Source organism: Azospirillum sp. NS33, from assembly GCF_059703765.1.
Genome location: NZ_BAAKJB010000024.1, coordinates 38,488 through 60,539, shown reverse-complemented (window position 1 = coordinate 60,539; position 22,052 = coordinate 38,488). Strand labels below are relative to the sequence as shown.

Annotated in this window: 21 protein-coding genes and 1 tRNA gene; 11 read left to right on the top strand and 11 right to left on the bottom strand. The window is 71.9% G+C overall.

Going from position 1 to position 22,052, the window contains the following annotated elements:
• Positions 1–14: 14 nt before the first annotated feature.
• From AC6H2I_RS20370 to AC6H2I_RS20345, 6 genes are all read right to left on the bottom strand, one after another.
• Positions 15–1,769, bottom strand: coding sequence for a hypothetical protein (locus AC6H2I_RS20370; protein WP_497502530.1), 1,755 nt, complete (start codon positions 1,767–1,769; stop codon positions 15–17).
• Positions 1,770–1,825: 56 nt separating this feature from the next.
• Complete coding sequence (locus AC6H2I_RS20365) at positions 1,826–2,584, bottom strand: SDR family NAD(P)-dependent oxidoreductase (RefSeq protein WP_497502529.1); 759 nt, start codon at positions 2,582–2,584, stop codon at positions 1,826–1,828.
• A gap of 97 nt (positions 2,585–2,681) precedes the next feature.
• On the bottom strand, positions 2,682–3,833 hold the full coding sequence (locus AC6H2I_RS20360; RefSeq protein WP_497502528.1) for an alanine racemase: 1,152 nt from the start codon (positions 3,831–3,833) through the stop codon (positions 2,682–2,684).
• Positions 3,834–4,107: 274 nt separating this feature from the next.
• Positions 4,108–4,620 (bottom strand): translation initiation factor IF-3, encoded by a 513-nt coding sequence (infC, locus tag AC6H2I_RS20355; RefSeq protein WP_497502584.1) that lies wholly within the window; start codon positions 4,618–4,620, stop codon positions 4,108–4,110.
• Between the two features lie 102 nt (positions 4,621–4,722).
• On the bottom strand, positions 4,723–6,672 hold the full coding sequence (thrS, locus tag AC6H2I_RS20350) for a threonine--tRNA ligase (protein ID WP_497502527.1): 1,950 nt from the start codon (positions 6,670–6,672) through the stop codon (positions 4,723–4,725).
• A gap of 119 nt (positions 6,673–6,791) precedes the next feature.
• Positions 6,792–8,003, bottom strand: coding sequence for a glycosyltransferase family 4 protein (locus tag AC6H2I_RS20345; protein ID WP_497502526.1), 1,212 nt, complete (start codon positions 8,001–8,003; stop codon positions 6,792–6,794).
• Positions 8,004–8,042: 39 nt separating this feature from the next.
• On the opposite strand from AC6H2I_RS20345, the gene AC6H2I_RS20340 reads away from it, so the two are divergent.
• Together AC6H2I_RS20340 and AC6H2I_RS20335 are read left to right on the top strand one after the other, a co-directional pair.
• Positions 8,043–8,831 (top strand): alpha/beta hydrolase, encoded by a 789-nt coding sequence (locus AC6H2I_RS20340; RefSeq protein ID WP_497502525.1) that lies wholly within the window; start codon positions 8,043–8,045, stop codon positions 8,829–8,831.
• Positions 8,832–8,991: 160 nt separating this feature from the next.
• Positions 8,992–9,082 (top strand) — tRNA-Ser (locus AC6H2I_RS20335).
• 136 nt (positions 9,083–9,218) lie between these two features.
• On the opposite strand, the gene AC6H2I_RS20330 is transcribed toward AC6H2I_RS20335, so the two are convergent.
• Entirely contained in the window at positions 9,219–9,821 is a 603-nt protein-coding gene (locus AC6H2I_RS20330; protein ID WP_497502524.1) for an alpha-ketoglutarate-dependent dioxygenase AlkB, read from the bottom strand.
• On the bottom strand, positions 9,818–10,753 hold the full coding sequence (locus AC6H2I_RS20325) for a Rossmann-like fold-containing protein (protein WP_497502523.1): 936 nt from the start codon (positions 10,751–10,753) through the stop codon (positions 9,818–9,820). The genes AC6H2I_RS20330 and AC6H2I_RS20325 overlap by 4 nt, the downstream gene beginning before the upstream one ends.
• A gap of 149 nt (positions 10,754–10,902) precedes the next feature.
• On the opposite strand from AC6H2I_RS20325, the gene AC6H2I_RS20320 reads away from it, so the two are divergent.
• Positions 10,903–11,697, top strand: a complete 795-nt coding sequence (locus AC6H2I_RS20320) for an SDR family NAD(P)-dependent oxidoreductase (RefSeq protein WP_497502522.1) — start codon at positions 10,903–10,905, stop codon at positions 11,695–11,697.
• A 5-nt stretch (positions 11,698–11,702) separates the two neighbouring features.
• Positions 11,703–13,241: a cryptochrome/photolyase family protein gene (locus AC6H2I_RS20315; RefSeq protein WP_497502521.1), complete on the top strand. Its 1,539-nt coding sequence runs from the start codon at positions 11,703–11,705 to the stop codon at positions 13,239–13,241.
• On the opposite strand, the gene AC6H2I_RS20310 is transcribed toward AC6H2I_RS20315, so the two are convergent.
• Positions 13,236–13,421 (bottom strand): DUF2256 domain-containing protein, encoded by a 186-nt coding sequence (locus AC6H2I_RS20310; protein WP_497502520.1) that lies wholly within the window; start codon positions 13,419–13,421, stop codon positions 13,236–13,238. The two genes, AC6H2I_RS20315 and AC6H2I_RS20310, sit on opposite strands and share 6 nt — an antisense overlap.
• Before the next feature lie 225 nt (positions 13,422–13,646).
• Between AC6H2I_RS20310 and AC6H2I_RS20305 the strand changes: the two genes are divergently transcribed.
• Together AC6H2I_RS20305 and AC6H2I_RS20300 are read left to right on the top strand one after the other, a co-directional pair.
• Complete coding sequence (locus AC6H2I_RS20305) at positions 13,647–15,134, top strand: methyl-accepting chemotaxis protein (protein WP_497502519.1); 1,488 nt, start codon at positions 13,647–13,649, stop codon at positions 15,132–15,134.
• A gap of 118 nt (positions 15,135–15,252) precedes the next feature.
• Positions 15,253–15,972 carry an orotate phosphoribosyltransferase gene (locus tag AC6H2I_RS20300; protein ID WP_497502518.1) on the top strand — a complete coding sequence of 240 codons (720 nt, stop codon included), beginning with the start codon at positions 15,253–15,255 and terminating at the stop codon, positions 15,970–15,972.
• 13 nt (positions 15,973–15,985) lie between these two features.
• Here AC6H2I_RS20300 and AC6H2I_RS20295 read toward each other — a convergent pair whose 3' ends face one another.
• Positions 15,986–16,495, bottom strand: coding sequence for a class I SAM-dependent methyltransferase (locus tag AC6H2I_RS20295; protein WP_497502517.1), 510 nt, complete (start codon positions 16,493–16,495; stop codon positions 15,986–15,988).
• Positions 16,496–16,647: 152 nt separating this feature from the next.
• On the opposite strand from AC6H2I_RS20295, the gene AC6H2I_RS20290 reads away from it, so the two are divergent.
• The 5 genes from AC6H2I_RS20290 (at position 16,648) to rpmB (ending at position 21,269) form a co-directional block, all read left to right on the top strand.
• Positions 16,648–17,064, top strand: coding sequence for a DUF1178 family protein (locus AC6H2I_RS20290; protein WP_497502516.1), 417 nt, complete (start codon positions 16,648–16,650; stop codon positions 17,062–17,064).
• Positions 17,065–17,288: 224 nt separating this feature from the next.
• On the top strand, positions 17,289–17,591 hold the full coding sequence (locus tag AC6H2I_RS20285; protein ID WP_497502515.1) for a DUF485 domain-containing protein: 303 nt from the start codon (positions 17,289–17,291) through the stop codon (positions 17,589–17,591).
• Positions 17,591–19,291 (top strand): cation acetate symporter, encoded by a 1,701-nt coding sequence (locus tag AC6H2I_RS20280; RefSeq protein WP_497502514.1) that lies wholly within the window; start codon positions 17,591–17,593, stop codon positions 19,289–19,291. Before AC6H2I_RS20285 ends, AC6H2I_RS20280 begins: the two co-directional genes overlap by 1 nt.
• 70 nt (positions 19,292–19,361) lie before the next feature.
• Positions 19,362–20,849: a DUF294 nucleotidyltransferase-like domain-containing protein gene (locus tag AC6H2I_RS20275; protein ID WP_497502513.1), complete on the top strand. Its 1,488-nt coding sequence runs from the start codon at positions 19,362–19,364 to the stop codon at positions 20,847–20,849.
• 123 nt (positions 20,850–20,972) lie between these two features.
• Positions 20,973–21,269 (top strand): 50S ribosomal protein L28, encoded by a 297-nt coding sequence (gene rpmB, locus AC6H2I_RS20270; RefSeq protein WP_497502512.1) that lies wholly within the window; start codon positions 20,973–20,975, stop codon positions 21,267–21,269.
• Between the two features lie 134 nt (positions 21,270–21,403).
• Here the strand turns inward: rpmB and AC6H2I_RS20265 are convergent, their stop codons facing one another.
• The gene (locus tag AC6H2I_RS20265; RefSeq protein ID WP_497502511.1) at positions 21,404–22,003 is read right to left on the bottom strand and encodes a regulatory protein RecX; all 600 of its coding nucleotides are present in this window, start codon (positions 22,001–22,003) and stop codon (positions 21,404–21,406) included.
• Positions 22,004–22,052 lie beyond the last annotated feature (49 nt).

Below are 22,052 nucleotides of genomic sequence, written 5' to 3'. Positions count from 1 at the left end.
TTTGATCGGGCCCCTTACCGCTTCGGCCCGCCGCCGTCCTTGCCGCGCTCCTTGCCCTCGTCCTTGTCGCCCGCCTCCCGGTCGAGATCGAGCATGCCGCGCAGCGCCGCCAGCGTCTCGCTGAACGGCCGCTCCGGCGCCCGCGGCTTGGCGGCGGCGCGGCGCGGGCGGGGCGCCGCCTCGTCCTCCGCCGCCGCCTTCTCCACCGCCTCGCGCAGGGCGGCGAGGCTGGCCTGCATCGACCCCGCGGCCACGCGCGGCGCCGGGGCGGCGGTGCGGGCGGGATCGCGGGCGGGGGCCGGCTCGGCGCGGTCCGGCTGCTCCGGGTCGTCGCCCGCGTCCGCGGCGGTGTCCTCCCAGGGGGCCTCATCCGGGTCGTCCGCCGGGTCGTCTGCCGGACTGGTCGCCGGGCCGCCGGGCCAATCCCTCTCCGGGGCCCTCTCCGGGGCCTGCTCCGGGGCCCTCTCCGGGGCCCTCTCCGGGGCCTGCTCCGTCACCGCCTCCGGGGGGGCCGGCGGCGGGGCGCGATCTTCGGCCACCAGGTTGCGCAGGTTCGCCAGGGTCTCCTCGAACAGGTCGGACGCGCCGCCGCGCGCCGCCGCACCGTCGCCCAGGGCGAAGTCGAGGATCTCCTCGTCGGAGAAGTCGTCCTCGTCCGCTCCGTCATCCCCCCCGTCATCCCCCCCGCCCGCGGTGATCGGGCCGGCGGTTGTCGGTTCGGGTGTCGCGTCGGGGACGCGGTCGACGAGGTCGAGGGGCACCTCCTCGTCCTCGTCCTCGTCCTCGTCGACGGGAGGGAGCGCCTCGCGGTCGCGGATCGCAAAGGCCGGGCCCCCGTCGCCGTCGGAGTCGTCGAAGTCGTCGGCATCGGACACCCCGTCATCGGGCGTCCCGTCATCCGGCCGATCGTCGCCGTTCCGTCCGGCGGCCTCCGTCTCCTCGCCGTCGTCCGGGGCGGCCATCGTTTCCTCGGCGCCGCCGCCGGCATCGTCGGTCCCGTCCCACCCGGGGCCCGGGGCGCCGGACTCGCCGGCCCCGCGGCCGAGGCCACGGAAGAACGCTTCCGGCGTGTCGGCGTCCCGGGCCGGGGCGTCGTCGTCCGCGTCGTCGTCCGCCGTTGTCCAGCCGGTCGTTGTCCAGCCGGTCGCCGCCCCGTCGGTCGCCGTCCCGTCCGTTGCCGTCCCGTCCGTTGCCGTCCCCGGGTCCCCGGCGTCGCCGGGGGCCGCGGCGTCGCCCATCAGGCCGCGCAGGGCGGCCAGCGCCTGCGCCGTGGACTCGGCGGCATCGGCGTCGGTATCGGCGTCCTCGTCGCTGGCGGATTCCGCGGTGCGCGCCGGTTCGGGTTCGTCCAGGCTGGCCATCATGCTCTTGAGCATCGCGTCGGCGGTCCACGGCTCGGCCTCCGGCGCCGGCGCCGCGGCCGGTCGCGCCATGCCGCCCCCGCCCGCCCCGCCGCCGGCCTCCCCCCCGCCGCCAGCGGCAGCGTCCCGCGCGGCGCTGGCGAAACCGCGCAGGGCGGCCAACGCGGCGCTCATGCCGTCGGCGGGCGCCACCGGCGCGCCGGCCTCGGCCTCGACGATGGCCCGGCTCTCCGTGTCCCTGGAGTTGCAGCGCGAGCAGCGGAAGTGCGGCGCCAGGGAGAGCACCGGATAGCTCGGCCCGAAGCGCCGGAGAAGATCGCCGCGCGCCAGTCGCCCCTCATGGCCGCAGGCACGGCAGCCGATGCGGACGTCGCCGTCGATGTCGCGGAGAAAGAGCATGCGTACCATGGCCGCAGTATACCCGGGCGCCTTTGCTTTCCCAGCGGTTTCCCCGTCTGCGGCCGTCAGGCGAGGCCGACGCGGCGGCGCAGGTCGGGATCGCGGATCGTCAGTTCGCGCCCGGCGAGATCGTCCGCCGCCGCGGTGCAGAGATAGCGGATGGCGCGCGCCGGGTCGTCCGGGCTCGCCAGGTCCTCGCGGCGCAGCCGGCTGATCTCGTTGATCCCCGAGGCGCGGATCGCCCCTTGCATCGCCGTGTCCACGACCCCCGGCTGCAGGCCGAACACCCGCAGCCCGGCGGCGCCGTACTCCAGCGCCAGCGCCTGGGTGAGCATGGCCAGCCCGGCCTTGGCGCTGCAGTAGGCCGACCATCCCTCGATGGCCCGGTGCGCCGCGCCGGAACTGATGGCGATCACCGTGCCGCGGCGCGCCAGCAGGCTGGGCAGGGCGGCCCGCACCGCGTGGTAGGCGCCGCCGAGATTGATGGCGACGTTGCGCGTCCACTCCCCGGGCGCACCGTCGCCGAGCCGGCCGATGGGGGCGATCACCCCGGCGTTGTTGACCAGCACGTCGACCCCGCCGAACGCCGCCACCACGTCCGCCACCGCCGCCTCGACCGCCGCCCAGTCGGCCACGTCGCAGGGCACCAGACGGTGCGGCCGGCCGGCCGCCGCCAGTCGCTCGCGCAGCGCGTCCGCCCCGTCGACCCCGCGGGCCAGCGCCACCACCGTCGCGCCGGCCGCCGCCAGCTCCGCCGCGGCGGACAGGCCGATGCCGCGCGACGCCCCGGTGACCAGGGCCACCTTGCCCTCCAACTCCGTCATGATCCCGCCCCCCTGTCGTCCCGCGCGCCGTGAGAGTTCAATCGGCGCGCCCGCGCGCCGTGAGAGTTCAATCGGCGCGCCCGCGCGCCGTGAGAGTTCAATCGGCGCGCCCGCGCGCCTCGATGGGCCAGAAGCCGACCAGCCGGTCGCCGCGCACGGTGTGGAAGAGATCGTAGAGGTTCACCGTCGGGTCGCAATGGGGGACGGTGCAGACGACCGCCGTGCCGATGGCCGGCCGGGCGGTGCCCGGCGGCACCGTCAGCCGGCCGAACTCGTCGCCGGAGAAGCCGTAGGCCGACCCCGCCGGGGCGCCGCGCACCGGGGTCGGCGCCGGCCCGTCGATGCCGAAGGCCTTGGTCCCGGCGTCGGTGGTGGCCGCCCCGTCGGCGGTGTGGGACAGCACCGTCGTGTGCACGAACAGCGCGGTGGCGAACGGCGCGGTCCCGGCGCCGTCCAGGTCGACCGCGCCATAGTCGTTGTCCATCACCGCGTAGGAGCCGACCTGGAGCTCGGTGAACACGCCCTCGTCCAGGTCGAGGGCGTGGCTGCCCGTCCCGCCGCCGCTGACGATGGCGGGGGGCAGACCGGCCTCGGCCAGCGCGGCGATGGCGGCGCGCAGCCGGCCGGTCGCCGCCGCCACGGCGGCGTGCCGCTCCTCCCATCCGGCCAGGTGCTGGAGCTGCCCGGCATAGGCCTGCACCCCGGCGTAGCGCAGCCGGTCGCAGGCGGCCAGCCGCCGCGCCACCGCCACCGCGGCGTCCGGCCCGGCCAGGCCGGTGCGGTTCTGCCCGATGTCCAGATCGACCAGCACGTCCAGGCCGGCGCCGGCGGCGGCGCACGCGCCCTCCAGCGCGTCCACCAGGTCGAGGCGGTCGATGGCGACCGTGAGCGGCGCACCCGACGCCGCCAGGGCGGCGAGGCGGGCGATCTTGCGCGGGCTGGCCAGCGGCGCGGTCAGCAGCAGCCCCGGCACGCCGGCGCGGTGGAACACCTCCAGCTCGCCCAGCTTGGCGACGCACACGCCGGCCGCGCCCGCGGCGATCTGCGCGCGGGCCAGGGACAGGCATTTGTGGGTCTTGGCGTGGGGGCGCAGGCGGACGCCGCGGGCCGCGGCGCGGCGGGCCATCAGCGCGAGGTTCGCCTCCAGCGCGTCGAGGTCGAGGACGAGGGCCGGGGTCTCCAGCGCCCAGCGCGATCCCGGCTGGCCGACCAGCCCGGCGTTCAGGGCCGCAGCCCCGGTTGGGTCCATCCCGGTTGGCTCCATGATGTCGCTCTCCTCGCACCGCCGGTCCGGCGGTGGCCGTGCCGTGCCGGCCGGGCCCCACGACGGTGGCCGAGGCCGCGACGGCGCTCACGTGGACGGTTCCGCCGGCCGCCGCCGCCGCCGCCGCGGCAGCGCCGGCGGGCACGAACGGGAAGAGCCCGCCGGGGCCGGCGGGCTCTTCGTGAACCGCGGACAACCATCCCGGGCCCGGACCGGGCAAGCCGCTCCGGGGGCTGGGGGCGCGGTGCCGGTCCCGCCCTCAGCGGGGGGACATCACCATGACCATCTGGCGGCCTTCGAGCTTCGGCATCTGCTCGACCTTGGCCAGCTCGTCCAAATGGTCGCGCACCCGCATCAGCACGTTCATGCCCAGGTCCTGGTGCGCCATCTCGCGTCCGCGGAAGCGCAGGGTCACCTTGACCTTGTCCCCTTCCTCCAGGAACCGCCGCGCGGCGCGCATCTTCACGTCATAATCGTTGTCGTCGATGTTCGGCCGGAGCTTGATCTCCTTGACCTCGATGACCTTCTGACGCTTGCGGGCCTCGGCGGCCTTCTTCTGGGCCTCGAACTTGAACTTGCCGTAATCGAGGATCTTGCAGACCGGCGGTTCGGCCTGCGGCGCCACCTCGACCAGATCGAGGTTGGCCTCTTCCGCCGCGATGAGGGCGTCGCGCAGCGACACCACCCCCACCATCTCACCGTCGGCACCGACGAGACGGACGGAACGCGCCGTGATCTCCCGATTGACCCGGGGCCCTTCGCGGGTCGGGATGGCTTCGGACGGTATCCTGGCTATGGACGCTTCTCCATTCGCTGGTTGAAGCCCGCGCAGGCCGCCGCCCCATGCGGTGGCCCGATCGCAGGCAGGTCGTCATCAGAACGGCGAATCGAACGCGGGCTCGCCGGCGGGCGAGCACGCGGACTCCACCAATTTATCCAGCGCCGCGTCGAGAGCAAGCACTTCCTGGTCCTTGCTGCCGAGGTGGCGCAGCGCGACGGTGCGCTCCTCCGCCTCGCGCTTGCCGACCACCATCAGGACCGGCACCTTCTGCAGGCTGTGCTCGCGGACCTTCAGGTTGATCTTCTCGTTCCGGGTGTCGGCGACGGCCCGGATGCCCCGCGCCTTGAGGGCCTTCAGGACGTCGGCGGCGTACGAATCGGCGTCGTTGGTGATGGTCGCCACCACCGCCTGGACCGGCGCCAGCCACAGCGGGAAGCGGCCGGCGTAGTGCTCGATCAGGATGCCGATGAAGCGCTCGAACGAGCCGAGCACGGCGCGGTGCAGCATCACCGGGCGGTGGCGCTGGCCGTCCTCGCCGATGTAGGAGGCGTCGAGGCGCTCGGGCAGCACGAAGTCGAGCTGCAGGGTGCCGCACTGCCATTCCCGGCCGATCGCGTCGACCAGGGTGAACTCCAGCTTCGGGCCGTAGAAGGCGCCCTCGCCGGGGTTCAACTCGTAGGCCAGGCCCGCCGCGTCGCAGGCGTCCTTCAACCCGGCCTCGGCCTTGTCCCAGGTGGCGTCGGACCCGGCCCGCTTGGCCGGGCGGTCGGAGAACTTCACCAGCACGTTCTCGAACCCGAAGTCCTTGTAGATGGACAGCAGCAGGTTGCAGAAGGCGATGCTCTCCGCGGTGATCTGCTCCTCGGTGCAGAAGATGTGCGCGTCGTCCTGGGTGAAGGCCCGCACCCGCATGATGCCGTGCAGCGCCCCCGACGGCTCATTGCGGTGGCAGGCCCCGAACTCGGCCATGCGCATGGGCAGGTCGCGGTAGCTCTTCAGCCCCTGGCGGAAGATCTGGACGTGCCCGGGACAGTTCATCGGCTTGACGGCCAGCGTCTTGTCCTCGTCGGCCTGCACCGTGAACATGTTCTCGCGGAACTTCTCCCAGTGACCCGACTGCTCCCACAAGGTGCGGTCGATCAGCTGCGGCGTCTTCACCTCGACGTAGCCGGCGCGCTCCAGCTTGGTGCGCATGTAGGTCTCCAGCGCGCGCCAGAGCTGCCAGCCCTTGGCGTGCCAGAACACCGAGCCGGCGGCCTCCTCCTGCAGGTGGAACAGGTCCATCTCGCGGCCCAGGCGGCGGTGGTCGCGCTTCTCCGCCTCCTCGAGCTGGGTCAGGTAGGCCTTCAGCTCCTTCTCGTCGCGCCACGCCGTGCCGTAGATGCGCTGCAGCATGGCGTTGCGGTGGTCGCCCCGCCAGTAGGCCCCGGCCACCTTCATCAGCTTGAAGGCGGTGCCGACCTTGCCGGTCGACGGCGCGTGGGGGCCGCGGCACAGGTCCTTCCACGGGCCCTGGTGGTAGACCGAGATGGTCTCGGTCGCCGGCAGGTCGGCGATGATTTCGGCCTTGTACGTCTCGCCGATGCCCTTGAAGTGCGCGATCGCCGCGTCGCGGTCCCACTCCTCGCGGACGATCGGCAAGTCCTTGGCGACGATCTCGCGCATCTTCGCCTCGATCCTCTCCAGATCGTCGGGCGTGAAGGGCTCGTCGCGGGCGAAGTCGTAGTAGAAGCCGTTGGCGATCGACGGGCCGATGGTGACCTGGGTGCCGGGGTAGAGGGTCTGCACCGCCTCGGCCAGGACGTGGGCGGCGTCGTGGCGGATGACGTCGAGCGCGTCGGCGTGGCTGCGGGTGACGATTTCGATGCGGGCGTCGCCGGTGATCGGCGCGGTCAGGTCGCGCACCACGCCGTCGACCTTGACGGCGAGCGCGTCCTTGGCGAGGCGGGCGCCGATCGCGGCGGCCACGTCGGCCCCCGTGACCGGACGGTCGAATTCACGCACGCTGCCGTCGGGCAGCGTGATGGCAATGTTGGACGACACCGGGTTCACCGTATTCACCGTTGCAACGCGTCCCGGCGCCGTGCCGGGAAGGGGAACTCTAAAGGCGTCGCCGCCCCTGTCAAGCGCAGCGCCGCCGCGCCCGCCTGGCGCGCGCCCCGTCAGCGCGCCGCCAGCAGCTCGGCGTAGATCGCCAGCGTGTCGGCGCACATGCGCTCCTTGGTGTAGCGCCCGGCCACGAAGGCGCGGGCCCGCTCGCCCATCGCCTCGCGCTCCGCATCGCCCAGCGCCAGGGCGGCGTCCAGGGCGCCGGCCAGGGCGGCGGGGTCGTCGGGCGGCACGACCCAGGCGGTCTCGCCCTCCACCACCGTCTCCTTGAAGGCGCCGGTGGCGGTGACGATGACCGGCTTGCCCATGGCCTGGGCCTCGACGATGACCCGGCCGAACGCCTCCGGCTCGCGCGAGGCGGACACCACGACGGTGGCCAGGCGGTAGGCGGCGGCCATGTCGTTGCAGTGGTCGGTGATGTGGACCTGGCCGTCGACGCCGAGGCGGCGGGCCTGGTCGATCAGTTCCTGGCGGAACGCGGTGCGGCCCTGGTCGGCGCCCACCAGCAGGCAGTGGACGTCGCGCCGGCCGAGGCGGGCCAGGGCGTCGACCAGCACCGTCTGGCCCTTCCAGCGGGTCAGCCGGCCGGGCAGCAGGACCACCGGCCGGTCGTCGGGCAGCCGCCACTTGGTCGCCAGCTGGATGACCCGGGCGGCGGCCACCCGCTCCGGGGCGAAGACGGCGGCGTCGATGCCGCGGTGCACCACCCGCACCACCGCGGGGTCGACGGCGTAGTTGGCCAGGATGTGCTCGCGCACGAACTCGGAGATGGCGATCACCCGCTCGCCCCGGGCCATCACCGAGTTGTACCAGCGCTTCAGCCCGTTGGAGAAATTGTAGGGGGCGTGGAAGGTGGTCATGTAGCGGGCCCGGGTGCGCCGGCAGGCCAGCCAGGCGCTCCACGCCGGGGCGCGCGAGCGGGCGTGGACGATGTCGACGCCGAAATCGCCGATGATCTCGACCAGGCGCTTGGCGTTGCGGCGGATCGCCAGGGGGCTCTTGGCGGCCAGCGGCAGGGTGAGGTGGGCGATGCCGGCGCGGTCCAGCTCGCGCACCATCGGCCCGCCCTGGGAGGCCACCAGCGGCGTCGCCCCGGCCTCGGCCAGCGCCAGGGCCACGTCGATGCAGCCGCGCTCGGCGCCGCCGGTGACCAGGGTGGGCAGCACCTGCAGCACCACCGGCGGCCGGCGCCCGGCGCCGGTGCCGAACGGCGACGCCGTGGTGCGGCCATCGCGACCGGTGCTAAGGTGGCTGTCCGCTTCCATGGGGGCGCTCGCTTCTGGACCCTTCCCGGACCACCGACCATGACCCGACCCGCCACGACCGCTCCGGAAAACGGCGCGCACCATACCCTGTCGCGCGGCGACGCCACCATAGCCTATCGTCACACCCGGGGCCGTGACGGGCACGCCGACCGGCCCGGGGTGATGTTCTTCGGCGGCTTCATGTCCGACATGACCGGGACGAAGGCGCGCGCGCTGGAGTCCTGGGCGGTCGGCCGCGGCGTCGCCTGCACCCGCTTCGACTACCAGGGTCACGGCGCGTCGAGCGGCCGCTTCGAGGACGGCACGGTCGGTTGCTGGCTCGACGACGCGCTGGCGGTGCTCGACCGGGTGACCACCGGGCCGCAGGTGCTGGTGGGCTCCTCCATGGGCGGGTGGCTGGCGGTGCTGGCGGCGCTGCGCCGGCCGCAGCGGGTGGCCGGCCTGCTCGGCATCGCCGCCGCCCCCGACTTCACCGAGGACCTGGTGTGGGGCCGCCTCGACGCCGTGGCCCGAGCCACCCTGCTGGCCGAGGGCCGCTGGTCCCGCCCCTCGGCCTATGTCGACGAGCCCAAGCCGATCACCCGCACCCTGATCGAGGAGGGGCGGGACCACCTGGTGCTGCGCGGCCCGATCGCCCTGGACGTCCCGGTGCGCCTGCTCCACGGCATGCGCGACGCCGACGTGCCCTGGCAGACCAGCACCCGCCTGGCCGAGGCCCTGGCCAGCGCCGACGTGCGGGTGACCCTGGTCGGCGACGGCGACCACCGCCTGTCCCGCGACGCCGACCTGGCGCTGATCGCCCGCACCGTGGAGGAGCTCTGCCCTTAGGACGGGGCGATGGTGTGGCCCCCGATCACCGGCACGGGACGGCGCGGGCGGCGTCGTCCACCCCGGAAAAGGCCGCCCCGACGGCCCGCCGCAGCCGGTGTTTTTGGCCGCTCAAAGGGCTTGCGTGGGCGTTGCCGGATCGTTATGGTCCGGGCTCCGCGGAGGGGTGGCCGAGTGGTCGAAGGCGCTCGCCTGGAAAGTGAGTATACCCCAAAAGGGTATCGAGGGTTCGAATCCCTCTCCCTCCGCCACTTTCTTCCAAGCCCGAAAATAGTGGAAAAGCCTGCCCCTTCGCAGGCCGCATCTCCGGGCTTCCACAGACGTTTCCCACACACGTGTTGCCGGAGTTGGCGCGTCACCGACCCGGCACGGCACGACGGTCGACGCTCAAGCGCCGATGATGACCGAGCGGAAGGTCAGGGAGACCCGCCGGACGCGGGGCGTTGTCACGCCGTCGATGACGTCGCACTTTCGTGCGGGGATCGCATGAAGCCAGTCGTAGCGCGCCGGACCCGACAGGGTCAGAAGACTGCACGTCGGCAGCACCAGGTCCCGCCGCGTGCCGGTGGCGGCGCACTGGAACGTCATAACGACCGAACCGCCAAGGCTGAGGATGGCGATGGTCTCGCCGAAACAGGGAACGCAGTCGATATGCGCTGAAATACCCTGGCCCGGCAGGTACTCGTTGATGATGACCTGATCAGGCGGTTTGGAGAACGCGCCCCGGTCGGCTAGGCGCCCGGCGAGTTCGGACAACCAATCCGGCAATGGCCCTAGATGGTCCGCAAGCGAAACCGAGCGGGCGCGATAATCATAGCGGTAGCCGAAGTGTTGCACCCGACGTTTGATGTCGGTCCGCCAAGTCCCGGCGTCGACCAAACCCAGGAACCGCATTTCCTCTGCGATGCCGATCCAGTCGTCGAATCGGGTCAGTCCCGGAATGGGCGCGTCTTCCGCAAGGGTGAGTGAACCGCGAAGTTCTGTCATCATGGCTGAAAAATCCATGTTTCAAACGAGATATACTCTTTCAAAGCGCTGTCTTCTTCGTTGGTGTTAACGTGTACATAAGATGGAAAATCTCTAAGATAGAACGGGATGGCATGAAAATCCCTGATTCCCGCATATTCTGCAGCCTCTTCGATGCGAAAGCGTCCATCATAATATGAACTATTGACAACAGTGGATATTATTTCACCGTTGTGGATGGTGTGTTCGGCCGCACTCTTCAAAAAGCGGCGAAAAAGGACAAAATTCGGGTTGTGCCCCCGGTTCGGTTCCCGACTGCCGGCGTTGGGGAATTGGAAAATGACCGTATCGAATTTCCGATGCGGAAACACGAGATTCAGCCGAGTTGCATCCACATTATCAAATATACTGGCGCCGGCTCTCGACAATTTTTGGACATTTATTTCGGTTTCATGCGAGATATTGCCGTCGAATTCATGTATTGTCGCAGTGATGAAGGCCGGGTCGATACCGTGATCAAACACGAGCGATACAGTAAAGCTGAGATTTCCTTCCCCAACAAGGAGAGTTTGTCCGGTTAATGCCCGACCTACGATATAATTCTGATTTGCATATCGGGCATGGTTTTGGCCAGCCAAGGCGATGAATTTTTCGTTGAATGAATCGTCGGCGCCATACCGCATCGTAAACCAATCTGTAACAGTCGCGCGCGTTTCTGCGCTTCGAGGATGGCGCGCATCTCGATAGGCGGGTGCCCCAATGAGTGCATCGATGTCGTGCTGCGATGGCGTTGGCATGCGTTCGATTCCTGTGGGGGTGAAGGACTCACGCGAACTCGCAACGCTAGTTAATTTGTTCATGATATGTTCTTTCAAGGGGACCGTCAAGCGGATTTGCGCGCCGTGGTCGTGATCCGCCACCGTGATGCGGTGGCGCCGGGGGATCGGCTCGACCATGGACACCGCCGGTTCGCGTCGGGCTCTGCAGTCATCCCAACCGCGTGGCCACTCCGGCCGCCGCGTACGGCCGGCCCCGGCCGGCGGATCACCGGGCATGGCCGGGCTGCGCCGCTGGGCGCAGGGGCGGCCGGCGCTATCTCCGTGGCATGACGACACCGCACCCCCCGCCCCCCTCCCTCGTCGGCTTTTCCCGCCCCGTGCGGGCCGTGGTCGTCGGTGCCAATGGCGGCATCGGCGGGGCGGTGACGCGGCGGCTGCTGGCCGATCCCGGGGTGGCGGAGGTGTGGGCCCTGGCGCGCCGGCCGTGGGACGACGCGGCGGCGGACGCGGCCGCCGCGGCTGGCGCGGCCGGCGCCGGCGGCCGGCTGCGCCGCGGGACGCTCGACCTCACCGACGAGGCGTCCATCGCCGCGGCGGCCGAGGCGGCGGGCGAGGTCGATCTGGTGCTGGTGGCCACCGGCCTGCTGCACGGTCCGGGGCTGCAGCCGGAGAAGAGCTGGCGGGCGCTCGACGCGGAGGCGCTGCTGCGCCTTTATCAGATCAATGCGGTTGGGCCGGCGCTGGTGGCCAAGCATGTCCTGCCGCGCCTGCCGCGGCGCGGGCGCGGCGTGTTCGCCGCGGTGTCCGCCAAGGTGGGCAGCATTGGCGACAACCGGCTGGGCGGCTGGTACGGCTACCGCGCCGCCAAGGCGGCGCTCAACCAACTGATCCGCACCGCCGCCATCGAGCTGGCCCGCTCCCGGCCCGACGCCCTCTGCGTCGCCCTGCACCCCGGCACCGTCGACACCGGCCTGTCGCGGCCCTTCCAGGGCGCCGTGCCGCCGGGCGGGCTGGTGACGCCGGACACCGCGGCCGGCCATCTGCTGGCCGTGCTGGACGGGCTGACGCCGGCCGACAGCGGCGGGCTGTTCGCCTGGGACGGCCGGCGCCTGCCGGACTGACGCCGATGACCGTGCTCATCCCCGTGCTGGGCGACCAGCTCTCCCCCCGCCTGTCGGCGCTGGCCGGGCAGGACCGGCAGGGCAGCGTCGTCGTCATGGCCGAGGTGGCGGAGGAGGCCGGCTATGTCCGCCACCACACCAAGAAGCTGGCCTTCGTCTTCGCCGCCATGCGCCACCACGCGGCGGCGCTGCGGGAGGATGGCTGGCGGGTCGACTACGTCCGGCTCGACGCCGACGGCAACCGCGGCAGCCTGACCGGCGAGCTCGCCCGGGCCGCCGCCCGGCACGGCGCCACGCGGGTGGTCGCCACCCACCCCGGGGAATGGCGGGTGCTGCAGGCCATGCGCGGCTGGGGCCGGGCGCTGGGCCTGCCCGTGGAGATCCGCGACGACGACCGCTTCCTGTGCGGCCTCGACACCTTCGCCGCCTGGGCGGACGGGCGGCGCTCGCTGCGCATGGAGACCTTCTACCGCGCCATGCGCCGGCGCACCGGCCTCCTGATGCGCGGCGACGCCCCGGAGGGCGGGCGCTGGAACTTCGACGCCGAGAACCGCAAGCCGCTGGACGGCGACCTCTTCGTGCCGCGCCCGGCCCGCTTCGCCCCCGACGCCGTGACCGCCGAGGTGCTCGACCTGGTCGAGCGCCGCTTCCCCGACCACCCCGGCACCCTGCGCCCGTTCGGCTTCGCCGTCACCGCGGCCCAGGCCGAGGCGGCGGCCGACCACTTCCTGGACAGCGCGCTGCGCCACTTCGGCGACCACCAGGACGCCATGCGCACCGGCCAGCCCTTCCTCTACCACTCCGTCCTGTCGCCCTACCTCAACACCGGCCTGCTCGACGCCGGCACCCTGTGCCGGCGCGTCGAGCACGCCTATCACGCCGGGGCGGTGCCGCTGAACGCGGCGGAAGGCTTCATCCGGCAGATCATCGGCTGGCGCGAGTTCGTGCGCGGCGTGTACTGGCTGCGCATGCCGGATTACCGCGACCAGAACGCGCTGGGGGCGACGCGCCCGCTGCCCGCCTTCTACTGGAGCGCCGACACCGACATGGCGTGCGTGCGCGAGGCCGTGGCCCAGACCATGGCCGAGGCCTACGCCCACCACATCCAGCGCCTGATGGTGACCGGCACCTTCGCCCTGCTGGCCGGGGTGGACCCCCACGCCCTGCACGAGTGGTATCTGGCGGTCTATGCCGACGCCTTCGAGTGGGTGGAGCTTCCCAACACGCTGGGCATGAGCCAGTACGCCGACGGCGGCCTGCTGGCGTCCAAGCCCTACGCCGCATCGGGCGCCTACATCCGGCGCATGTCCAACCATTGCGACGGCTGCCGCTACGATCCCCGTGTGCGGACCGGGCCGCGGGCCTGCCCCTTCAACCCGCTCTACTGGGATTTCCTGGCCCGCCACCGCGACCGGCTGGGCGGCAACCCGCGGCTGGCCCCGGTCTACCGCACCTGGGACCGCATGGACGCGGCGGCGCAGGCCGGCAGCCGGGCCAGCGCCGCGGCGGTGCTGGAACGGCTGGACCGCGGCGAACGCCTATGACTCGTCGGCCGGCGCCTGGGCGGCCCGGCGTCCCCGGGCGGGGCGGGCGGCGGCGCGGCACCGGTCGGAACAATAGCGCACCTCGTCCCACACCCGGGCCCATTTCCGGCGCCAGGTGAAGGGGCGGCCGCAGGCCGCGCACGGCTTGGCGGGGCGGTCCCGTGGCCTCACGCCCGTCATGGCGACTCCTTGCGCGCAGGCGCTGGCATTTTGCGAACGCGCCACGCGTTTCGCACATCACAATGACGCCGACGGCGACCGCAACGCGGAGGGCCGCCGGAGAATTCCGATCCGACTCCGTAACGACGATGCCGAGGCGTCAGGGCGCCCTGGCACCCGTGGCGGCTCCGCCTCTGGCACAGCCGCTGCTTACGAACGGCCTATGCACAGGCAGGGGATAGGGTCATGCTGGGGTTCACGAAGCTGTTGCCGGAAGGCGTGGTGCCGAATCGCAATACGGGGGCGACGGCGCTTTTGGATCAGGTGCCGGCGGCGATCATGCTGTGCGACGTCACCGATTTCCGCATCTGCTACGCCAACCGGCGCTCGGTGGATCTCCTGACGTCGCTGCGCCACCTGCTGCCCATCGACCCCGCGGCGATCGTCGGCACCAGCGTCGACGTCTTCCACAAGCGGCCGGAGCACCAGCGCCGCATCCTGTCGGATTCGAAGAACCTGCCGTTCTCCGCCAAGATCGACCTGGGGGAGGAGGTGCTCGACCTCTACATCACCCCGGTCTTCGAGGGCGGCACCTACCGCAAGGCCATGCTGACCTGGAGCGTCGTCACCGAGACGGTGCGCGCCGAGCGCGAGACCAGGCGGCTGCTCCACATGATGGACGACATGCCCACCGCGGTCATGATGTGCGACCCCCGGGACGACTTCACGATCACCTACATGAACGGCACCAGCCGGCGCACCCTGGCCACCGTCGAGAAATACCTGCCGGTCAAGGTGGAGGAGATCGTCGGCAAGTCCGTGGACATCTTCCACCGCCACCCGGCGCACCAGCGCCGCATCCTGTCCGACCCCAGGAACCTGCCGTTCGAGGCCAACATCAAGCTCGGGCCGGAGGTGCTGAACCTGCGCGTCTCCGCCATCATGGACGGCCAGACCTACGTCGCCGCCATGCTGACCTGGTCGGTGGTCACCGCGACGGTGCGCCTGTCGGAGCACGTGGCCGGCATGGCGCAGGAGATGGGCAGCGCCGCCGCGGACATGAACCAGTCGGCCGAGCACATGGTGGGCGCCGTCGCCTCGGCGGCCTCCATGGCCGCCGCGGCCTCCGCCGCCATCGAGGAGATCGAGGCCTCGGGCGCCGAGATCAGCCGGCAGATGAACGCGGCCGCCTCCTCCGCGGCGGAGGCGGTCCGCGAGTCGGAGCAGTCGGAGCACCTGATCGGCGTGCTGTCCCAGGCCGCGGACGCCATCGGCAAGGTGGTGCAGATGATCAAGACCATCGCCGGCCAGACCAACCTGCTGGCGCTCAACGCCACCATCGAAGCGGCCCGAGCGGGCGAAGCTGGAAAAGGCTTCGCCGTCGTCGCCGGCGAGGTGAAGGCGCTGGCCACCCAGACCGCCCGCGCCACCGAGGAGATCGTCACCAACGTCAACGCGATCCAATCGGCCACCGGCGAGACCGTCGGCGCCTTCCAGCGGGTGCGCGAGCGGATCGGCCGCATCAGCGACGCGTCGCTGACCGTGTCGGCGGCGATGGAGGAGCAGTCGGCCGCCACCGCCGAGATCGCCCGCGCGGTGGGCGGCGTCAACGACGCGGTCCGGGCCGCCGACACCGCCGCCCGCACGGTGCTCGACCGCTCGACCCGGATCGCCGACCACCCGCAGAAGCTGAAGGAGGGGCTGGAGCAGTTCACGCGGGGCGGGCGGGGGTAGCCATCCGTCGGGGTTACCCATTGTGCGCCGGCGCGGCCCGCCCCGTCGCGGTGGACGCCAGCACCCGGCCACGGACACCATGCCCCCCTGGACACCGAGACCACGCCAGGGGGGCGCCATGATACCCGATGCCTGGGACATCGAGCTGCGCCGCGGCGCGCTCGACACCGCGCGGCTTCTGCTGGAGACGGGGTGCATCCGCTACGATCCCGTCCATCCCTGCCGCCACGCCGACGGGCTGGCCGGCCCGCTCCACGTCGACGCCCGCGGCCTGCTGGCGGACGTCGCGGCGCGCCGCACCGTGCTGGATTTCGCGGAACGCATGATCGGCCAGGAGACGGCCGAGCGTCCGCCCGACGCGGTCGCCGCGGCGGAAGGGGCCGGGGTGGCCTTCGCCGCGCTGCTGGCCGAGCGCCTCGCGGTGCCGCTGGTCTTCGTGCGCAAGGACGCGCCGGCCGGCGAGGCCCACAAGCACCGCATCGAAGGCCGGGTCGAGCCGGGCTGGCGCGTCCTGCTGGTCGAGCAGCTCGCCACCGACGGCCATCGCAAGGCCCGCTTCGCCGAACCGCTGCGGGCGGCCGGCTGCGACCTGCGCGATGTCTTCTTGCTGTTCCAGTACGGCATCTTCGACCGCATCCACGAGCACCTCGCCCCGCTCGGCATCACGCTCCACGCCCTGGCCGACTGGTGGGACGTGCTGGAGGTGGCGGCGCGCGACCACCTTCTGGACGACGCCGCGCAGGCGGAGATCCACGCCTATCTCCACGCCCCGGAGCGCTGGGCGGACCGCCACCGGGCCGACCGCCATCAGGCTGACGCGGCGGCGGGCGCGGCCTGACCGGGACGGCCGGTCAGGGCAGGGGACACGGGTCCGCGCCGGCGACCGCGGCGAGGCGCTGCACCACCGCCGGGCGCGGCCCGCCGGTCCGCCCGTGCTCGTAGGCGACGACCTGCAGGCGGCCGGCCACCGCGTCCAGCAGCTCTCCGGGCCGCAGCAGGAACGCGGGGTTGGAGGGCTTGCCCAGCCGCTCGTTGCCCAGGGCGAAGGTTTCGTAGATCAGCGCGCCGCCCGGCGCCAGGGCGTCGAGGATGGCCGGGAACAGCGGCCGGTGCAGGTAGTTGGTGACGACGATGCCGGCGAAGCGGCGGCCGGGCAGGGGCCACGGCGCGCCGTCCTCGAGGTCGGCCCGCAGCAGGTCGATCCCGGCCGTGCCGGCGAGGTCGGCGACCCCCGACAGGTCGCGGTCGACCCCGGTGACCGGGTGGCCGCGGCCATGGAGCAGGCGCAGGTGGCGCCCGCCGCCGCAGGCGAGGTCGAGCACCGGCCCGCCGCCGCCGACCAGGGCGGCGAAGCGGGCCACCCACGGCGAGGCCCCCCCGGCACAGGCGTGCGCAGCGGAATCACAAGCATTCATCGGCCGACTCCCCTATAGTTCCCCCCGGATCGGGCCGGAGCGCGGAACGGACCCACTGTAGAGCGCCGGGCCGATCCTCGCGAGGATGGGTTCGCCGCATGATTGTGTTCCAGTTGAAGTGCCCCTCGGACCATCGGTTCGACGTGTGGTTCCGCGACGGCGCCGCCTACGAGGCGCAGGTGGCCGAGGGGGCGATCGCCTGCCCCGAGTGCGGCGCCACGGCGGTGGCGAAGGCGCCGATGGCGCCGCGCATCGCCAAGTCGCCGCCCGCCGACGGACACACGCGGCAGATCCGGACGGAGATCCTGCGCCAGCTGGCCGAGGTGCGCCGCAAGGTGGAGGAGAGCTGCGACTACGTCGGCGACCGGTTCGCCGAAGAGGCGCGCCGCATCCACTACGGCGAGACCGACCCGCGCGGGATCTACGGCGAGGCCAGCGCCGCCGACGTCGCCGAGCTGCACGAAGAGGGCGTCTCGGTGGGTGCCATACCGTGGGTGCGGCAAACAAACTCATGACCGTTTGAAATACAGGACGCCGATCTACGTAGAAATACGTATCGGGTTCAAAGGTTCCCTCCGCCGCGTGTGCCGGTCCGGTCCGCCGAATCCGGCGTCAAGAATCATTTCCGCGGACGAACACATCAATCCTGTTGACGGACGACGTCGTTGTAAAGACGATGCGAGCCGAGTGCCCGCTCATGACCTAACAAAACGCTAGGGTACTCGCGAGGGGACGCACGATGCAAAACGACACTCAGAAAATCCTGAAGAATCCCAAGTTCCAGCAGTTGGTCGCCAAACGGTCTGCTTTCGCGTGGACCCTGTCGGCGGTGATGCTGGTCATCTATTTCGGCTTCATCCTGCTGGTTGCCTTCGGGAAGGGCATCCTCGGGGCGCCCCTGGCGGGCGGCGTGATGACGATCGGGGTGCCGGTCGGACTCCTGATCATCGTCTCGGCCTTCGTCCTGACCGGCCTCTATGTGCGGCGGGCGAACGGCGAGTTCGACGAGTTGAACCGCCAGATCCTCGAGGAGACGAAGTGATGCGCCCCGTCCCGTTCCGCGCCGCGGCCGCGCTGGTGCCGGCCGCGCTGGCCGCGCTGGTGCCGGTGGCGGCGTCGGCCGCCGCCATCGACGGCCGCGTCGAGCAGCAGGCCGTCAACGTCCAGGCGATCGTGATGTTCGCGATCTTCGTCGCCTTCACGCTCGGCATCACCTTCTGGGCGGCGCGCCGCACCCGCTCGGCCAAGGATTTCTATGCCGCCGGCGGCGGCATCTCCGGCTTCCAGAACGGCTTGGCGATCGCTGGCGACTACATGTCCGCGGCCTCGTTCCTCGGCATTTCCGGCCTGGTCTACGTCAACGGCTACGACGGGCTGATCTACTCGGTGGGCTGGCTGGTGGGCTGGCCGATCATCCTGTTCCTGATCGCCGAACGGCTGCGCAACCTGGGCAAATACACCTTCGCCGACGTCGCCTCCTACCGCTTCCAGCAGACGCCGATCCGCTCGCTGGCGGCCTGCGGCTCGCTGGCGACGGTGGCCCTGTACCTCATCGCCCAGATGGTCGGCGCGGGGAAGCTGATCCAGCTTCTGTTCGGCATGGACTATGTCTACGCCGTGGTCATCGTCGGCGTGCTGATGATCGCCTACGTCACCTTCGGCGGCATGCTCGCCACCACCTGGGTGCAGATCATCAAGGCCTGTCTGCTGCTGGCCGGCGCCACCTTCATGGCGCTGGCGGTGCTGCTGGCCTTCGACTTCTCGCCGGAAGCGATGTTCCAGAAGGCGGTCGAGATCCATCCCAAGGGCGCCAGCATCATGGCTCCCGGCGCGCTCATCAGCGATCCCGTCGACGCCATCTCCCTGGCCATGGCGCTGATGTTCGGCACCGCCGGACTGCCCCACATCCTGATGCGCTTCTTCACCGTCGCCGACGCCAAGGAGGCGCGCAAGTCGGTGTTCTACGCCACCGGCTTCATCGGCTACTTCTACATCCTGACCTTCATCATCGGCTTCGGCGCCATCACCCTGGTGATGACCGACCCGGCCTACATGACGGCCGGGGCCGACGGCGCCTTCAACCCGCTGACGGCGATCCGCGGCGGCAACAACATGGCCGCCATCCACCTCGCCCACGCCGTCGGCGGCGACCTCTTCTACGGCTTCATCTCGGCCGTGGCGTTCGCCACCATCCTGGCGGTGGTGGCCGGCCTCACCCTGGCCGGCGCCTCGGCGATCTCCCACGACCTCTACGCCTCGGTGTTCGCCCGTGGCCGCGCCAACGAGCGGGACGAGATCCGCGTCTCCAAGATGGCCACCGTGGTGCTGGGGATCGTCGCCATCGGGCTGGGCATCGCCTTCGAGAACCAGAACGTCGCCTTCATGGTGGGTCTCGCCTTCGCCATCGCCGCCTCGGCCAACTTCCCGGTGCTGCTGATGTCGATGTTCTGGGGTGGCATGACCACCCGCGGCGCCGTCGTCGGCGGCTGGATCGGCCTGCTCTCGGCGGTGGTGATGCTGGTGCTGGGGCCGACGGTGTGGAAGGCGGTGCTGGGGCACGACGCCGCCATCTTCCCCTACCAGAACCCCGGGCTGTTCTCGGTGACGCTGGCCTTCGCGTCGATCTGGTTCTTCTCGATCACCGACCGGAGCCAGACCGCCAAGGCCGAGCAGAAGGCCTACGCGGCGCAGTACATCCGGGCCCAGACCGGCCTCGGCGCGGAGGGCGCGTCGGCCCACTGACCCGTCACTCCGCCCGCCGCCCGCCCGCGGGCGGGCGGCGGTGCCTTGCCAAACCGGGGAGCCGGATGCCATGTCCGAAGCGCCCACCGCCGTCGACCGGCCGGCCGGTTGCCTGACGGCGGACCGCCCACCGGCCGACGAACGCGCCGAACGCGAGATGGCGGCGCTGGCGGTGGCCCGCATCCGCGAGGCGCACCTGCAATCCCCCGTCCGCGTCGACGCCGCCGCCAGCCTGCGCGACGCGGCCGTGGCGATGCGCGACCGGCGGGCCCGGGCGGTGCTGGTCGGCGACGGCGTGCGCACCGGCATCCTCACCGGCACCGACCTGCGCGACCTCGTGGTGATCGACGGGGTGCCGTCCTCGGCGCCGGTGGGACCCCACGCCCGCTACGACCTGATCGCCCGCGACGCCGACGACCTGCTGTTCGACGCGCTGATCGTCATGGCCCGGCACTCGGTGCGCCGCGTCGTCGTCACCGACGCGGCGGCCGGCGGCGCCATCGTCGGCGTGCTGGAGCAGACCGAGCTGCTGGGCGCGCTGTCACACCATTCCCAAGTCCTCGCCCTGGCGGTGGCGCGGGCCGCCGGGCCGGAGGACCTGGCCCGGGCGAGCCGGGACACGGTCGGCCTGATCCGCACCCTGCACGCCACCGGGGTCAAGATGCCGTTCATCGCCGAGCTGGTGACGGAACTGAACCGCAAGGTCTTCCGCCGCCTGTTCGAGCTGCTGGCGCCGCCCGACCTGCTGGCCAACGCCTGCCTGATCGTCATGGGCAGCGAGGGGCGGGGCGAGCAACTGCTCAGGACCGACCAGGACAACGGCCTGATCCTGCGCGACGGCTACACCTGCGCCGCGCTGGAGGGGGTGCTGCGCGCCTTCACCGGGAACCTCGCCGCCTTCGGCTACCCGCCCTGTCCCGGCGGTGTCATGGTGTCCAACCCGCACTGGGCACGCCCGCTGGCGGGCTACAAGGACGCCATCCTCCACTGGATCCACCGGCCCGACGACACGGCGCCGCTCAACCTCGCGATCTTCTACGACGCCTCGGCCGTCGCCGGCGACGCCGCGCTGCTGGACGCGGCGCGGGGCTGGCTGCTGGAGCGCGTGCAGGCCAACCAGGCGTTCTTCTACCATTTCGCCCGCCCGGCGCTGGCGTTCGACACCCCGGGGGGCCGCTTCGGCGGCCTGCTCGACTGGCGTCGCTCGCGCCCCGTGGACATCAAGAAGGCCGGCGTCTTTCCCCTGGTGCACGGGGTGCGGGCCCTGGCCCTGGAGGCGCGCCTGCCCCAGGTCAACACCCTGGCGCGGCTGCGCGCGCTGGGCGAGCGCGGCGTCCTCGACGCGGCCCAGGCGGCGGCGCTGGCGGAGGCCTTCACCACGCTGTCCGTGCTGCGACTCGAGGCGCACCTCGCCGCCGCCGGCGGATCGGCGGTGGACAACCTGGTCCACCCCGCGGCGCTGGAGCGGCCGGCGCGCGACCGCCTGAACGCGGCCCTGGCCACCGTCCGCGGCTTCAAGCAGTTCGTGGCGCACCATTTCCACCTGAACCTGCGGTGATGCGCCCGGCCGGGACTCCCTCCTTGACGGACGCGCGGGTGTTCGACTATAACGCCGCCTCTCTCGGGCGGAGCACCGTCCGGAACCGGGTTTCATGTGCTAATCGATAAAAGGAACAGTCCGATGGCTCGTCGGTGCTCCGTGACCGGCAAGGGCACGCAGTTTGGCAACAACGTCAGCCACGCCAACAACAAGTCCCGCCGGCGTTTCCAGCCGAACCTGCAGATCACCTCGCTGCTCAGCGACACGCTGAACCAGATGGTGCGCCTGCGCGTCTCCACCAACGCCATCCGCTCGATCGAGCACAAGGGTGGCCTCGACGCCTTCCTGCTCGACGCGAAGGACGAGGTGCTGAGCCTCGACGCGCGCCGCGTGAAGCGCCGCATCGCCAAGGCCCAGGCCGTCACCGCCGAGGCGTAAGCCCCGGATCCGGGGCACGGCCCCGGACAGGCGCAAGGCCGGGATCCGCGACGCCCAACCGACGCCGTCCGGCCCCCTCGCGAGGGGCTGCGACGGCTTTCGGCGTTGGCGCGCGCGATCGGCCGTCCAGGCCGTCACGCCTGGTCGTCCGGGGCCTCCAGGTCCTCCGGGGTGGCGGCGTCGACCACCCGCCGCGCGGTGGCGTAGTCGAAGCCGGCGCGGCCCAGCGCCGCCAGGTCCTTGTCGCGCAGCGCCGCCCGGGTGTCCGCCGCGCGGAACGGGCCGAGCCGGCGGCGGCGGGCCAGGGCCAGGGCGGCGGCGGCGTCGAGGCTGCCGTCGGTGTCGCCGTCGAGCCGGTCCAGGGCGGCGGCGACCTCGCTTGCGGCCACGCCCTTGGCGGCCAGTTTCTCCCGGATCGCCCGGGTGGACGCGCCGCGGCGGTGCAGCGAGCCGGCGCGCATCTCGGCGTAGCCGGCGTCGTCGAGCAGGCCGCTCGCCCGGTAGCGGGCGAGCAGCGCATCGACCCAGGCGGCCCCCTCCTCGCGGTCGGTGCCGTGGGCGCGGGCCGACAGGTCGACCTTGCGCATCAGCACGCGCCGCAGGTTGGCGGTGGAGCTGGCGAAGCGCTCCAGGTAGTGCAGCGCCGCGTTCTCCAGGTACTGCGGCGTGACCCGCCGCGGCTCGCGCCGGGTCGGTGCCGCGGTCCCCGGTCGTGCGCCCGCTCTCGCGCTCATGGCTGCCTCGCGTGCCCGGCGGTTGCCCCGACCGGGGTGCCGCCTTAGT